This is a genomic window from Acinetobacter rongchengensis (genome assembly GCF_003611475.1).
Classification (GTDB): Bacteria; Pseudomonadota; Gammaproteobacteria; order Pseudomonadales; family Moraxellaceae; genus Acinetobacter; species Acinetobacter rongchengensis.
On sequence record NZ_RAXT01000039.1, the window covers coordinates 1 to 14168 of the forward strand.

Annotated in this window: 12 protein-coding genes; 6 read left to right on the plus strand and 6 right to left on the minus strand. The window is 35.9% G+C overall.

The window, feature by feature from the left end; genetic code table 11:
* Positions 1 to 129 precede the first annotated feature (129 nt).
* Positions 130 to 2031 (minus strand): bifunctional metallophosphatase/5'-nucleotidase, encoded by a 1902-nt coding sequence (locus D7V20_RS14150; RefSeq protein ID WP_120384832.1) that lies wholly within the window; start codon positions 2029 to 2031, stop codon positions 130 to 132.
* A 630-nt stretch (positions 2032 to 2661) separates the two neighbouring features.
* Here D7V20_RS14150 and D7V20_RS14155 point away from each other — a divergent pair.
* On the plus strand, positions 2662 to 3663 hold the full coding sequence (locus tag D7V20_RS14155) for a putative solute-binding protein (RefSeq protein WP_120384833.1): 1002 nt from the start codon (positions 2662 to 2664) through the stop codon (positions 3661 to 3663).
* A 111-nt stretch (positions 3664 to 3774) separates the two neighbouring features.
* On the opposite strand, the gene D7V20_RS14160 is transcribed toward D7V20_RS14155, so the two are convergent.
* Positions 3775 to 4035 (minus strand): hypothetical protein, encoded by a 261-nt coding sequence (locus D7V20_RS14160; protein WP_120384834.1) that lies wholly within the window; start codon positions 4033 to 4035, stop codon positions 3775 to 3777.
* Positions 4036 to 4829: 794 nt separating this feature from the next.
* Here D7V20_RS14160 and grpE point away from each other — a divergent pair.
* The 5 genes from grpE (at position 4830) to D7V20_RS14185 (ending at position 9737) form a co-directional block, all read left to right on the plus strand.
* Entirely contained in the window at positions 4830 to 5366 is a 537-nt protein-coding gene (gene grpE, locus D7V20_RS14165; protein ID WP_120384835.1) for a nucleotide exchange factor GrpE, read from the plus strand.
* Between the two features lie 199 nt (positions 5367 to 5565).
* On the plus strand, positions 5566 to 7509 hold the full coding sequence (gene dnaK, locus D7V20_RS14170) for a molecular chaperone DnaK (protein WP_120384836.1): 1944 nt from the start codon (positions 5566 to 5568) through the stop codon (positions 7507 to 7509).
* A 169-nt stretch (positions 7510 to 7678) separates the two neighbouring features.
* A complete protein-coding gene (locus D7V20_RS14175; RefSeq protein WP_120384837.1) occupies positions 7679 to 8095 on the plus strand; it encodes a hypothetical protein in 417 nt (138 codons plus the stop codon).
* Positions 8096 to 8311: 216 nt separating this feature from the next.
* Complete coding sequence (locus D7V20_RS14180) at positions 8312 to 9220, plus strand: matrixin family metalloprotease (RefSeq protein ID WP_120384838.1); 909 nt, start codon at positions 8312 to 8314, stop codon at positions 9218 to 9220.
* A 139-nt stretch (positions 9221 to 9359) separates the two neighbouring features.
* Positions 9360 to 9737, plus strand: coding sequence for a hypothetical protein (locus tag D7V20_RS14185; protein ID WP_120384839.1), 378 nt, complete (start codon positions 9360 to 9362; stop codon positions 9735 to 9737).
* A gap of 116 nt (positions 9738 to 9853) precedes the next feature.
* Here D7V20_RS14185 and D7V20_RS14190 read toward each other — a convergent pair whose 3' ends face one another.
* From D7V20_RS14190 to D7V20_RS14205, 4 genes are all read right to left on the minus strand, one after another.
* Positions 9854 to 11140, minus strand: a complete 1287-nt coding sequence (locus D7V20_RS14190; RefSeq protein ID WP_120384840.1) for a lytic murein transglycosylase — start codon at positions 11138 to 11140, stop codon at positions 9854 to 9856.
* Between the two features lie 694 nt (positions 11141 to 11834).
* Entirely contained in the window at positions 11835 to 12956 is a 1122-nt protein-coding gene (locus D7V20_RS14195; protein WP_120384841.1) for a 5-(carboxyamino)imidazole ribonucleotide synthase, read from the minus strand.
* Between the two features lie 27 nt (positions 12957 to 12983).
* Positions 12984 to 13496: a 5-(carboxyamino)imidazole ribonucleotide mutase gene (purE, locus tag D7V20_RS14200; RefSeq protein ID WP_010116124.1), complete on the minus strand. Its 513-nt coding sequence runs from the start codon at positions 13494 to 13496 to the stop codon at positions 12984 to 12986.
* 184 nt (positions 13497 to 13680) lie between these two features.
* Positions 13681 to 14025: a DMT family protein gene (locus D7V20_RS14205; protein ID WP_120384842.1), complete on the minus strand. Its 345-nt coding sequence runs from the start codon at positions 14023 to 14025 to the stop codon at positions 13681 to 13683.
* Positions 14026 to 14168 lie beyond the last annotated feature (143 nt).

Here is a 14168-nt window from a genome sequence, read left to right on the forward strand (position 1 = left end):
TTTAGTTTTTCTTTCGTCTGCATGTTTTTTCGACTAAATTCATTAAAAAATCATTTTTTTATCTATTTTTTGAGCAATTTTATAAATAAATCCCGCTTAAGCAGGATTTATTGCAACTTTTATTTCAGTTTATTTGGCTTTATCTATAAATAACTGCGTGCTGTATTCAGATGTTGCTAACTTCTGAATTTTCTTTTGCCCTATTTGACCAGATAAACTTTGTGTATATTTTAAAAAAGCTTCTGCATAATCTAAGCCTACGTTTAAACGCCGATCTCCAGTAATTGTCTTGAATGTTGCATAGTAATCACCACCATTGGCTAAAAAGTCGATCGTGATTATCTTATAGGTTTTGTTTAGGTCTAAATTTTCATACTGTCCCAAATGATTACGCACTTGAATTTGATTTAAACGCTGTCCTTTATCTTTTGTGAAATCAACATTCCAACGTAAACCACCTGTATATGGATAGCTTCCTGTATTATTTTGTGCAATCACACCATCTATTACATCCTCTAAAGTGGCTTTAACCTCTGCACCTGTGAGGTCTAAACGTACTAAAGTGTTTTTAAAAGGTAAGACATTATAAATTTTGCCAACACTGACATCTCCAAGCCCAACATCTTCACGTACCCCACCACCATTTTGAAAGGAGATGTCTGCATTAAAGAAAGTTTTTCCTTGTTGTAAAAATGCTTCTGCAATAATTTGCTGAATATCACCACCATGCTGGTCAACATGCGTGTTCTTATTACACACATCGCCTAAAGTTGAGCGATTCACATCTCGTTGCGTACCTGGTACACGACGTGAACATAGATTATCTGTTGCTTGTCCTACGATTTCCTGTGCAAATTTCTTTTTCTGTTCTTGATATGGTTTTAAAACATCTAAGGTTTTTTGTAATGGTGCAACGACGTTAAACGGCACATTCTCTGTTTTAAATTGATTGAGAATATTTTGTTTTTCTGTTTCGGTAACTGTTTTTGCGTCTTTAGCTGTTCGTATAAAGTTATTACCAATGAGTACATGTGGTGTGCCACTACAGCTTTCTAGATTGCCATTTTTATCAAAATTCACTTTTAAATCACCAACAACGTAGCTGTATTGCCAAGCTTGTGCAATACAAACCAAATGCCCATCTTTATTTTTAAGTTGTGTTGGATAAGCGCCCTCAGGCGTCATTCCATATTTTTTAAGGCTATCTGGCCCCAACAAGGTATGCGAATCGCCACCAATGATGACATCGACATCCGTCAATGATTTTGCCAATTGTTGATCTAAATCGTAGCCTACATGGGTTTGTAAAATTATATTTTTAATCCCCTGTGCTTTAAATTGATCAATTTGCTTTTGTGCAGTTTCAATTTCATCTGTAAATAAGGTATCTGCATTGGGTTGTGAAGAGTTCTTGGTTTTCTTTGCTACCGTTAAACCAATAATGGCAATTTTTACCCCATCTTTTTCGAATATTTGTGATTTTAGAACACGATTGGTTTTATAAAGCGGTGACGAAGCACCAAACGTGACATTGGCGGTTAAAATTTTGGTTTTTTCTTTACATGAACTTTGATCCAAGAAATCTATAAACGTCTTTAATCCATCATCTTTTGAATCAAATTCATGATTGCCAGGCGTGAAGGTATCAAAGCAAACCGTATTCATTGCATCGGCATCTGCTTTACCATCCGTCAAGTTATAGTACAGGTCTCCTGTGATTGCATCACCTGCATGAATTTTTAAAACGTTTTTATTTTCTATAGCAAGTTGATTAATAAGTGCAGCAACTCTTGCAAAACCACCACTTGCAACGCTGAACTCCTCATCACCCGTTCCAAGATTCATTTTAAACTTGATTGCTTCTTCGTCTAGATGTGAATGGTGATCATTGATATGTAAAATATTGAGTTCTAAGGACTTAGCTTCAACGGCTGGAGGACGTACAGTATTGTTATTGTCATCATCACAAGCAATCAGCATGAATGAAAGTGTTGTTAAAATTAGTACCTGTTTTTTATTATTAATCAACATGATAAAACCAATCAATAATTAGAATAATTTATAGTTTGGCAAATATTTGTTTAGATTTGATGAATGGCTACTCGTTCTTTTTTAAATTTAGTTGCTCAGAACTTTTTAGTTCAGCTTTTTATAAAAATAGTCTTTCAAGTTGGATCATGACTTATTACTTTATTTGAGACTTAGCGTATTTTCATGCAATTAACAGCAATTTTTAAGGCGATAATCTTGTAAATTTAAATACAATTATCATAAATAACCGATGTCTCATGCTGTATTTGTTAAACAGGCAATCATCAACCTTAAAAACAAAAAATAATGTGATGAGATTTGTGTTTTTAAATATTAAAATAGCAAAAATAATCACAAAAGTGATAATTTACCTTGAACTAAGTCAAATAAATTTATATAAAATAAGTATAATAATTTTTTCATTTTGAAAATCATTTGTTGTGGAATAATTCATGGAATCATTATTTTTCAATACATTGAATTTTAAAATAGATTTTATTATTTGTATTGAATTATACAAATTATCGACTAATAACATTATTTTTATCGGAAAATAGAGCAAAAACTCTACCCTTGTCATATATTGGACAAAACACGATCAAATTAAAAACGTAAGTATAGGGAAATGCTATGAAAAATAAATTACTTGTATGCACTATATTGTCGAGTATTTCTAGTTTGGCACAAGCAAAGCAGGATGTATGTGTTTTCGATTTACTGGGGAAAGCGGGTGAATCGTATAAAATGATGGAAGAATGGGCATTAGCAGCAAAAGATTGGAATAAAGATATTCAGCTGATCGCTTACCAAAATGAAGAGCTTGCAGATAAAGATTTTAAAAATGGTAAATGTGATGCCGTATACATGACAACCATGCGCGCACGTCAATTTAACAAATTCGCAGGCTCAATTGATGCACTTGGTGGTGTACCAAACAATGCGATTGCGCTCAAAGCCATCACTTTCGTTTTAGACAAACGAAATGCAAAACGTTTAAAAACCACGGTTGATGGTGAAGAATACGAAATTGGTGGTATTGGTCAAATTGGACCTGCTTATATTTTTGTCAATGACCGTTCAATTAACAACATTGAAAAAGCACGTGGTAAGAAGTTTGCCGTACTTTCTTATGATAAAGCCCAAATTGCAATGGTCGAGCGTGTTGGTGCGATTCCAGTGCCATCTGATATATCTAACTTCGTTAAAAAATTTAATAATGGTGAAGTGCCTGTGGTTGGCGCGCCTGCATATGCCTTTAAACCCTTAGAAATGGAAAAAGGCTTGGGTTCTAAAGGTGCTCTGATTAATTTTCCAGTATTGAATGTCACGATGGATCTTGTGCTTAGATCACAAAAATTTCCAGCTTCTTTTGGAGCCCAATCTAGAACATGGTTTGTCAAACAACTGCCTCGACAATTTAATATGGTAAAACGTTTGGAAAGTAGTATTCCTGCCAAATACCGTTTAAATTTAAGTAAAGCAGATGTTGAAAAATATCAAATGTTACTTCGTGAAGGTCGTATAGATTTAACGAAGCAAGGCGTATATGACCCAATTATGATGTCTGTATTAAAAAGAGCACGTTGCACCGTAGACCGCACCAATTTTGAATGCTCACTTGGTGGGGAATAATACCCTTATTCACAAATATTTAGCCTACTTAATAAAAATCAGACAGAGGTGGCATCCTAAAACTGTCTGATTTTTATTTTCAAGCTTAAAACAACTTGGAAGTATTACAACTTACTGCGCTGAAGGTTGTTCTATTGTGTTCGGATCATTGGTTACTTGAGTTGGCTGTGATTGTTGCATATTCGCATCACTTTCAACGGCAATACCTTGTTGTGAGGAATCAACAGTCGCAGTTTGAGCAGATTGTTGATCACTCATTGTTGCTGTTTGTTGTGCTGTTTCTGGTGATTGTGTCGATTGATTTGAAGTACATGCCGTACTTAACGTCGCAACACCAACCAATACACCTAAAATAAGACCTGACTTTTTCATCATATATTCCTTTTTCACTCGAATTAAAAATACGACAGCCCGAGAACTGCCGTGCTGCATATCATTGCTAATTTTTTCAAAAGAATCGTTATGACTTGGTTAGCCTTTTAACGTGTTGGCGTATAATTTATGCAAAGTTTATTAAATCAATTATTTATTTTTACCAACTATAATCTTCAGTCTAAGATTTTGTTTTCAATCTTTTTATTGTTCAATTTATAAATTTTTAGTATTTATTTGCAAAGCTTAAATATATATTTTGATATCAAAGCACCTACTTTCGTTACATTGTTAAAAAGTTAACAAATCGCCTTAAATCGTTTTAGGCAAAAAAAAAGCTTACCCAAAAAAGACCAGGTAAGCTACGAAAACACATTGAGGGTGAAATATAGGCTTGATAATTACGATTTGATGCAGTCATTCCTATTTTCAATTCTGTAATCTTTTTCTTCTTTATCTTTCTCTATCAATCATCCATCTTTCTATGAGATAAAACCCTATGTCGTTTAAATCGAAACGACACAATCTATAAAATATAAAACTCAGTTTGATCGTTTTGATCGTTACAACTCAGGCTAGACATAAGTTTAGAAAGTTTTTCTTTAAATACCATTGCATTTTTGTAAGATTAAAAAGGTAAATTTTCTGACCAATGACTTGAATTTTAACGACTCGCCCGCACCTTTATGATTATTCATGAATTAAACGATCATGGCAGTTCAGTACTAACGCAGTTAATCTGACGCCGAAAAGGACTGTACATGTTTAAAAACCCATTTAAACGGAGTAAATCAATGGCGACTGAGCATAACCAAGACGCTCAAGATCTTCAAAACGAGCAAGCCGAACAGCAAACTCAAGCTGAAACAGAGCAGGCAGAAGTGACCGTTGAAGATTTACAAGCAAATATTCAAAAACTTGAAGAAAACTTAAAACTTGAAAAGGCCCGTACAGCAAATGCTGTATACGAAGCTCAAAAGAGTGTTGAACGCATTCAACGTGAATCTGAAAAACATAAAGACACCGTGCTCGAGAAATTTGCCAAAGAGCTTGTTGAATCGGTGGATAACTTAGAGCGTGCTATTCAAGCTGCAACTGAAGAAACTCCTGTGGTTGAAGGTGTAAGACTGACCTTAAAATCGTTATTAACAACGCTCGAAAAATTTGGTGTTGTTGAAGTAGATACAACCAATGGTTTTAATGCTGACCTTCATCAAGCAGTCGGTATCGATCCAAATGCTCAAGCCAACCAAATTGGTACTGTTTTGCAAAAGGGTTATACCTTAAATGGTCGCTTACTCCGCCCTGCAATGGTCATGGTCGGTCAATAATTGTGAATCAGAGCAAGTTGTATATTGCTCATGGTGTAAAAATTAGTGCTTTTTGAAAATATTTTCATGAATTTTCATCGTAGATGACTTGAAAATTTTGCAACGGCTCTCATATCGGATAACAAGAAAATCCCTTTTTAACTCCTCTCTAGCAAAGGAGAAATATAAGGGATTCAAAAAAATTTAGAGGAAAATATTAATGGCTAAAATTATCGGTATTGACTTAGGTACAACTAACTCATGCGTAGCAGTACTTGAAGGCGATAAAGTTAAAGTAATCGAAAACGCTGAAGGTGCTCGTACAACACCATCGATTGTTGCATATAAAGATGGCGAAATTTTGGTAGGTCAATCTGCTAAACGTCAAGCAGTAACCAATCCTAAAAATACATTGTATGCAATCAAACGTTTAATCGGTCGTAAATACGAAGATTCAGCTGTACAAAAAGATATTGGTCTTGTTCCTTACAAAATCGTTAAGGCAGACAATGGCGATGCTTGGGTTGAAGTAAACGACAAAAAGCTTGCACCACAACAAGTTTCTGCAGAAATCTTGAAAAAAATGAAGAAAACTGCGGAAGATTACTTAGGTGAAACAGTAACAGAAGCTGTAATTACTGTTCCTGCTTACTTTAACGATGCACAACGTCAAGCAACTAAAGATGCGGGTAAAATTGCTGGTTTAGATGTTAAACGTATTATCAACGAACCAACTGCTGCTGCGCTTGCGTTCGGTATGGATAAAAAAGAAGGCGATCGTAAAGTTGCTGTTTATGACTTAGGTGGTGGTACTTTTGATGTATCAATCATTGAAATTGCAGACTTAGATGGCGACCAACAAATTGAAGTATTGTCTACCAATGGTGATACATTCCTAGGTGGTGAAGACTTTGATAATGCATTGATCGACTACTTAGTTGAAGAGTTCAAAAAAGAGCAAAACTTCAACTTGAAACAAGATCCTCTTGCACTTCAACGTTTAAAAGAAGCAGCTGAAAAAGCAAAAATTGAGCTTTCTTCATCTACTTCTACAGAAATTAACTTGCCATACATCACTGCGGATGCAACTGGTCCAAAACACTTAGTGATGAATGTAACACGTGCGAAACTTGAAGGTTTGGTTGCAGATTTAGTTGCTCGTACCATTGAGCCTTGTAAAATTGCACTTAAAGATGCAGGTCTTTCGACTTCTGACATCTCTGATGTAATCTTGGTGGGTGGTCAATCACGTATGCCAATGGTTCAACAGAAAGTACAGGAATTCTTTGGTAAAGAGCCACGTAAAGACGTGAACCCTGACGAAGCTGTTGCAATCGGTGCTGCAATTCAAGGTGCGGTATTGTCTGGTGATAAAACAGACGTACTTTTACTTGACGTAACACCATTGACGTTAGGTATTGAAACAATGGGCGGTGTTTTAACAGCTATCATTGAGAAAAATACAACGATTCCTGCGAAGAAATCTCAAGTATTCTCAACAGCTGCGGATAACCAACCTGCTGTAGACATTTCAGTTTACCAAGGTGAACGTAAAATGGCTCAACAAAACAAATTGTTGGGTAACTTCCAATTAGGCGATATTCCACCTGCTCCACGTGGTGTGCCACAAATTGAAGTGTCATTTGACATCAATGCGGATGGTATTTTGAAAGTCTCTGCGAAAGATAAGAGCACGGGTAAAGAGCAATCGATCCAGATTAAAGCAAACTCAGGTTTGTCTGATGCTGAAATCGAAGCAATGATCAAAGATGCAGAAGCGAATGCGGAAGAAGATCGTAAGTTTGAAGAACTTGCTAAAGCACGTAATGAAGCAGATGCGTTAGTTTCAAGCGCTCAAAAAGCAGTCAAAGATCTTGGTGAACAAGTGACTGCTGATGAGAAAACAGCAATTGAAACTGCTGTTTCTGAACTTGAAGCAACTGCAAAAGACAATGATCTTGATGCGATTAAAGCAAAAACTGAAGCTTTACAAAACATCATCATGCCGATCACACAGCGTGCTTATGAAGCTGCTCAAGGCCAAGGTGGAGCTCAAGGCTTCGACCCGAACCAATTCGGTGGTGATGCTGGTCAACAACAGCAAAAAGCGGATGATGGCGTTGTAGACGCTGAATTCACTGAAGTTAAAGATGACAAAAAATAATTTGTCACTTTAATTAGATTTAAAACTAAAAAACCGCTCAAGTGATTGAGCGGTTTTTTTGAGCTTATTGTTAAGACATTTCACTAAAAATATTCATGAACTTATTTAAATAAAAATAAATATGTTAATTTAGCTTGGTAACATAGTCGCAGAATAAAAAGGTTTAAGAATGAAAAATCATCCTATCGTGTCTCTTCATGTTTACTATACCTTGATCATTGCTCAATTGGTGCTGCCTGTACTTGCGACTGCAATCGATATGTTTAGTACAGATCCTGAGTTAAGACTATTAGATAGAACCTTATATATTGAACCACAAGCATGGGAAGGTATTTTCATTGCTATTGTTGCCATCACAGTATTAGTCATCACTTTTGGACTATTTTTCCGTAAAGATTGGGCCAGAAAAGCCTATTTATATACGTTCTTCCCTGCTTTTTTAGTTTATTTCATGCCCTATTTGCACTGGTTTTATATGAGCAGCTTTGCGGCTATTTTCAATGACTTAGCTTTTGTCTGTTCGGGGATTCTACTGATGATTTTTGTAACACCTGTTCTTTATGAGCCAATATTTGAAAAAGATTAATCGCCATAGTTATAATTCATACAACAACAATCTTTGTTTCACGTGGAGCGAGTAAGGAGCTTCCTCTTCCTTTGATTAATCAATTGCTAATAAGAAATATATTATTTAATATCAAAAACTTAAACAAACAAAACAATAACTATTTGTGACGATGACTTGCGATTATGTAAATTTCAGCTAAATTAGTGATAACAAAAATTATTTTTAATAAAATACATGCGCTTTTGGTTACTGGTTGCTTTGATTGTTTTTACAGCCTATTTTTTGATGCAACGAATGATGTACCCTCAACTCAATCACAATTCTGTGGTTGATCGACTATCACACCCGCTTGATACTCGTTTACGTTATCGTATTGGCGACGTCGATCCACGTTTTAATCTAAGTCAAGATCAGATAAAAACACTATCACAACAAGCAGCAGATATTTGGCATTTAGGTACAATGAAAAGCTTATTTGTTTATGATCCCAATGCTCAACTCAGCATAAACTTAATTTATGATGAACGCCAAGCAGAATCCTCTGCACGAAAACAAGAAATACGAATTTTGGAAAATACGCAACAATATACACAAAATGAAAAACAGAGAGTTCAGCAAATACAGAGCGAATTAGATCTTGCCAACCGAGAGCTAGAGATTCAAAAGACCAATTATCAAACCAAAGTTGATCAATATAACCAACTAATTAACATGATTAATCAATCTCAACAAAATTTAAGCCCATACCAAAGACAGCAGCTTGAACAACAAAAAGAGCAACTCACAATTGATCAAAGTCAATTGAAACAACAACTTGATGCTTATAATCAAAAAGTAAATGACTTGAATCGACAAGTTGATCAACTCAATTCAATTAATCAACAATTTAACCAATCTGTTGATCAATTCAATACTCGCTTTCAGCCTAGACAGTTTGATAAAGGTGTTTTTGATGGTAAAAGTATCAAAATTTATGAGTTTGAATCTCATGATGATTTACGTGTCACCATCGCACATGAGCTTGGACATGCTTTAGGCTTAAAACACAATACAGACCCAAAAGCTTTGATGTATCCCACCATGAAAGATCAAGATTTGCAGAATTTCAAATTAACAACAGCAGATTTAGCCATGTTAAAATAGAACAATAAATCAGCAAAATCATACTTTTTTATGTGTTCGACAACCCATAATTAATTTAGGTATTTAAATTACTTTTGCCCCATTTTTGTTAAAAATCATGTTATTGTGAGTCGATAACGCAATATATAAGGAGAAGGCTGTGAGTTATTATCATATTATCTTAGAAGTAAATGATCACATCAGCACGATTGAACAAACGCGTGATATCGAAATTTTTGATATTACTGAAATTCAGCCTTATCTCTACTCTATCCTATTGCCTTATTTCAATGAGCAAATGATTGAACTTGAAGATGATAATATTGAATTTAAAGATATTCTCCATCTAGAAATTAAACAGACATTATTGCCAATTCAACACTTAATTGAAGAAGAACAAAAACAGCTACCTAGCGACACTGATGTCACCATCACAGCCTATGAAATTTTCAACGATCGTGATCATACTCAAGATGTAACTGCTGTGGTTTTAGATCTATTGGAAGCGGTTAAAATCGATCAGTCTCCAATTGAATAAAAAGCAGACTAAATTTATATAAAATAAAAAGGTCTGTTTAAGCAGACCTTTTTAAATAAAACTTTTTATAAACAACAATATGAATGACTATTTCAAGCCATTTCTCGTGATAAAAATCACTGCATCATCTGTTTAGCTGCTTCATTTCTAAATGCATTTAAAACCTGTTGCCCTGCTCGACCTGTTGGGTTCAAGCCTAATTTAATTTGCTCCTGCTGAATCGCTTGTCGTGTTTTATCGCCAATCAAACCATCCGCATCACCAATTGCATAACCCTTTTTCAATAAATAATTTTGAATTTCACGGCGCTCTGCCCGAGAAGTACCTGCATCATTGGTTGGCCAAGCCGTTTGAAAATAGCCCTTGCCTTGCAAACGATCTGATAAATGTGCTATCGCCAATGCATAGCTTTCTGCAGCATTATAGGCATAGATCGAATCAAAGTTTTTAAAGACTAAAAATGCTGGACCATTTTCACCCGCAGGCATCATCAAACCTGCCTGAGAACTTTCTGATAAATTACCCTGAATAATTGGCGTACCATCTACACGTGTAAAGCCACGATTCACCCATGAATTTAAAGATTTTTTATTACGGCGACTTTCACCATTGACTGAAACGCCTTCTGGAATTTGAACTTCAAAACCCCATGGCATTCCTGTTTGCCACCCCCGTTTTTTTAAGAAATTGGCGGTTGACGCTAAAGCATCTGAAGTACTTGAAACCAAGTCACGGCGGCCATCTCCATCAAAATCTACCGCTAATTCCTCATAAGTAGATGGCATAAACTGAGTATGACCAAAAGCCCCCGCCCATGAACCTTTCAACTGATCCTCTCTTAAATCACCACGTTGTAAAATACGCATCGTGGCAAAAAACTCACCTCTGAAATAACTTTGACGACGACCTTCACAACTCAAGGTACCTAAAGCTTGTAATAATGGATACTTCCCTGAAATATCACCAAAATTACTCTCAACACCCCATACAGCCACTACTGTTTCAGCAGGTACACCATAAGCAGCAGCAACACGATTCAACACGTCTCGGTGTTGCGCTAACATTTGACGCCCCTTCTCTACTCGCTCATCATCCACCAAACCTGATAAATAATCCCAAATTGGTGTAGAAAATTCAGGTTGATAATCCAATTTACTGATGACTGAATAATCTGGACTTAAATTTTCGGTATAGCGATCATAGGTCGAACCACTCACGCCTGACGCCATCGCTTGAGAACGAAGGTTGGCAAGACAACTTTGAAAATTAGAATTTGCTGAAAATGTTGAATTTGATGTTGTAATTGTAGTGCCTGATGAGGGTTGACCATTAATGATCAATTCCGCATGAGCATGAGAAATCGCCAATAAAGCAGATCCGCAAAGTAATGAGAAGTAACGCATAATATCCACAATTGCTTTTAAATTTAAATTATGTGAATACCATATCAGTCTGTGAATAAAATGACAGATGTAAAAACGTAAAATTTGAATTCATTCCCTTCATTTTAAATTCATATTTTCTAATCTATTTTGAATTTAAAAAACTTACCCACAGCAGTATCGTTTGCTATTTTTAAATTTAAAACAGCATCTCAAATTTAAATTCAAACTGATACACAACCATGATATTTCACACTTATTGTTTTAAATTCAAATCTAAAAATAGTAGAAGTAAACTAATTACATATTGATATTAATCACTATTTTTTATTTTAGTGGATAAATATTCTAAAACCACCTTTGATATTATTTTAAATTCAAAAACAACAGAGCTTTAAATTTAAAGTTTTAAATTCAAAAATTATTTGTCTTTTTAAATTTAAATCACTTATGGATAACCCACATTCTTCTGAATTATTTTTTAAATTTAAATGTGTGAAATCACTTTAAATTGATTTTTAAATTTAAATTTTTTTACATTTTAAGTGGAAGTCTCTGCTTTATTTTTATATCAATTGTGGTTTTTTTATGCAATTAAACTTTTAATTTTTCGACCAATGACGCATACAAAATCAAGGAGCGCCATCATACCGAAATCAAGGCAATAAAAAAGCGGTCAAATGATTGACCGCTTTTTTTACAAACAAAGTTGGGCTTAAATGCTCATATCTTCGCTTAGTGCCAATGGATTAGGTAAAATCTTCGCCAATTGACGACACAAAGTCGTTAATTCAGCACTGTCATTCGGCATAAGCGTGATATGACCAATCTTGCGACCTTCACGCTCAGTTTTATTATAAAGGTGCATATGCACACCATTTAAAGCCAAGATATCTTCAGATTTTGGATACTGCCCAATGATATTGATCATCACCGTTGGGCGTACAACTTCCGTTGAACCCAATGGTAAACCTGCTACAGCACGAATATGATTTTCAAACTGTGAGCACACCGCACCTTCAATCGACCAATGACCTGAATTGTGCACACGAGGCGCCATTTCATTGGCATATAAGCCTTTGTCAGTGACAAATAACTCGAGCGTTAACACACCAACATAATTCAAATGATTGAGTAAACGAGTAATGTAATCTTGCGCGACAGGTTGTAAATCTGAACTGTTTGGCGCAGGAACAATCGAATGCGAAAGGATGCCATGATGATGATGATTTTCAGCCAATGGCCAAGTTTTCACGTCACCATCGATACCACGTACCGCAATAATTGATACTTCACGTGAGAAAGTCACAAAACTTTCTGCGATCAAAGTCCCCGCGGGGCCAAGTTCTGCCCAAGCTTGATCAATTTGATCTGCTGAACGCAATACAAACTGACCTTTACCATCGTAGCCACCCGTTGCCGTTTTCAGGACAATTGGTAAACCTAGCTCAGCCACAGCAGCCTTTAAACTGTCCAAAGAATCGACTGCTTTATACGGCGCAACAGGAATATCTAATTCATCGAATAGTGCTTTTTCTGACAAACGATGTTGTGCAATAGCCAAAGCCTGACGTGGTGGATGCAAATCTTTTTGTTTGGTGAGCACATCAACATCCGCCAATGGGGTATTTTCAAACTCAAGACTAAAAACATCTGCACTTGCAATAAAATCTTGTAAGCCATTTTCAGCATGACTAGAAAAAACTTGACCTAATATTGCGGATGGGCAGTCTGCATTGGCTTCAAAGAATGTACATTGAATATTTAACGGTAGTGCGGCTTGCGCCATCATACGGCCGAGTTGACCACCACCAAAAATACCGATGGTTTTATTCATAAGCTGTGTCCCGTTTTAAACTTGGCTTTAAATTTGACCTGGAATATTGTTACTTGCCACTTTATCCGTTTGGGCAGCACGGAAATCAGCAACATTTTTTGCGATTTCAGGACGTGTTAAACCAAGAATCTGTGCCGCCATAATGGCTGCATTCGTTGCACCTGCAGGCCCTATTGCCAACGTACCTACAGCAATACCAGCAGGCATTTGTACAATCGAAAGCAATGAATCTACTCCATTTAAAATAGAAGATTTTACAGGAACACCCAATACTGGCAGATCTGTTTTAGCAGCACACATCCCTGGTAAATGCGCCGCACCACCTGCACCTGCAATGATCACTTGGATACCGCGTTCACGTGCTGTTTCTGCATATTCGAATAAACGATCTGGCGTACGATGCGCAGAAACAACTTCAGCTTCAAAAGGGACACCAAGCTGTTTCAGCATATTGGCAGTGTTTTCGAGAGTCGCCCAATCCGATTGAGAACCCATGATAATTCCAACTAGAGGAGCGTCTTGTACAGCGGCCGCATTCATTGCAAATATTCCATAAACGAATGTAAGGAAGTTTAAATTCTGGGTAATCCAGTCTTTAAATGAATATCAAGAAGCTCGCTATTATAGACTGATTTTTCATCTCACGAAAATTTAACAGAGCTCGTCGAGCATTATTTTCAGTATTTTTTTTGAAAATAAAGCATACATCGTTGTTTTAAACGGATCACTGAGACCTAAAAACAAAAAATACACAGCCCAATAAACACAGACCCGCCCATAAGTAATCGAGCTTAAAAGGTTGTTTAAATAGGAAAATCATAAAAGGAACAAAGACCAGTAATGTCACAACTTCTTGGGTAATCTTCATTTGTCCCAAAGACCAGCCATGTTGCGCCAATAACCGTGTCGCAGGAATCATAAAACTGTATTCAAGTAGGGCTATGACCCAGCCAAATAAAATGGCTTGCCATAACGGCGCAGCGTGTAAAAATTTTAAATGCCCATACCATGCTAAAGTCATGAAGCAATTGGAGATAATTAACAATAAGAGGGGGAGGGATAAAGCCATTTTCAGCTCAGAATTATTCTAAAAGCAGATAGATTACACGTATATTTTAAAAGATTGATAAATTTTAGTGCTATTTTTTATCGTTGTAGATTCATTATGATTTTAACTGTACCTGACAATATGATTAAAAGAAAATGATTGCA

Excerpts from the sequence above, each read along its gene's own strand:
- D7V20_RS14150 (WP_120384832.1), bottom strand. The coding sequence starts at position 2,031 with ATGTTGATTAATAATAAAAAACAGGTACTAATTTTAACAACACTTTCA.
- D7V20_RS14155 (WP_120384833.1), top strand. The coding sequence starts at position 2,662 with ATGAAAAATAAATTACTTGTATGCACTATATTGTCGAGTATTTCTAGT.
- D7V20_RS14160 (WP_120384834.1), bottom strand. The coding sequence starts at position 4,035 with ATGAAAAAGTCAGGTCTTATTTTAGGTGTATTGGTTGGTGTTGCGACG.
- grpE (WP_120384835.1), top strand. The coding sequence starts at position 4,830 with ATGGCGACTGAGCATAACCAAGACGCTCAAGATCTTCAAAACGAGCAA.
- dnaK (WP_120384836.1), top strand. The coding sequence starts at position 5,566 with ATGGCTAAAATTATCGGTATTGACTTAGGTACAACTAACTCATGCGTA.
- D7V20_RS14175 (WP_120384837.1), top strand. The coding sequence starts at position 7,679 with ATGAAAAATCATCCTATCGTGTCTCTTCATGTTTACTATACCTTGATC.
- D7V20_RS14180 (WP_120384838.1), top strand. The coding sequence starts at position 8,312 with ATGCGCTTTTGGTTACTGGTTGCTTTGATTGTTTTTACAGCCTATTTT.
- D7V20_RS14190 (WP_120384840.1), bottom strand. The coding sequence starts at position 11,140 with ATGCGTTACTTCTCATTACTTTGCGGATCTGCTTTATTGGCGATTTCT.
- D7V20_RS14195 (WP_120384841.1), bottom strand. The coding sequence starts at position 12,956 with ATGAATAAAACCATCGGTATTTTTGGTGGTGGTCAACTCGGCCGTATG.
- purE (WP_010116124.1), bottom strand. The coding sequence starts at position 13,496 with ATGAATGCGGCCGCTGTACAAGACGCTCCTCTAGTTGGAATTATCATG.
- D7V20_RS14205 (WP_120384842.1), bottom strand. The coding sequence starts at position 14,025 with ATGGCTTTATCCCTCCCCCTCTTATTGTTAATTATCTCCAATTGCTTC.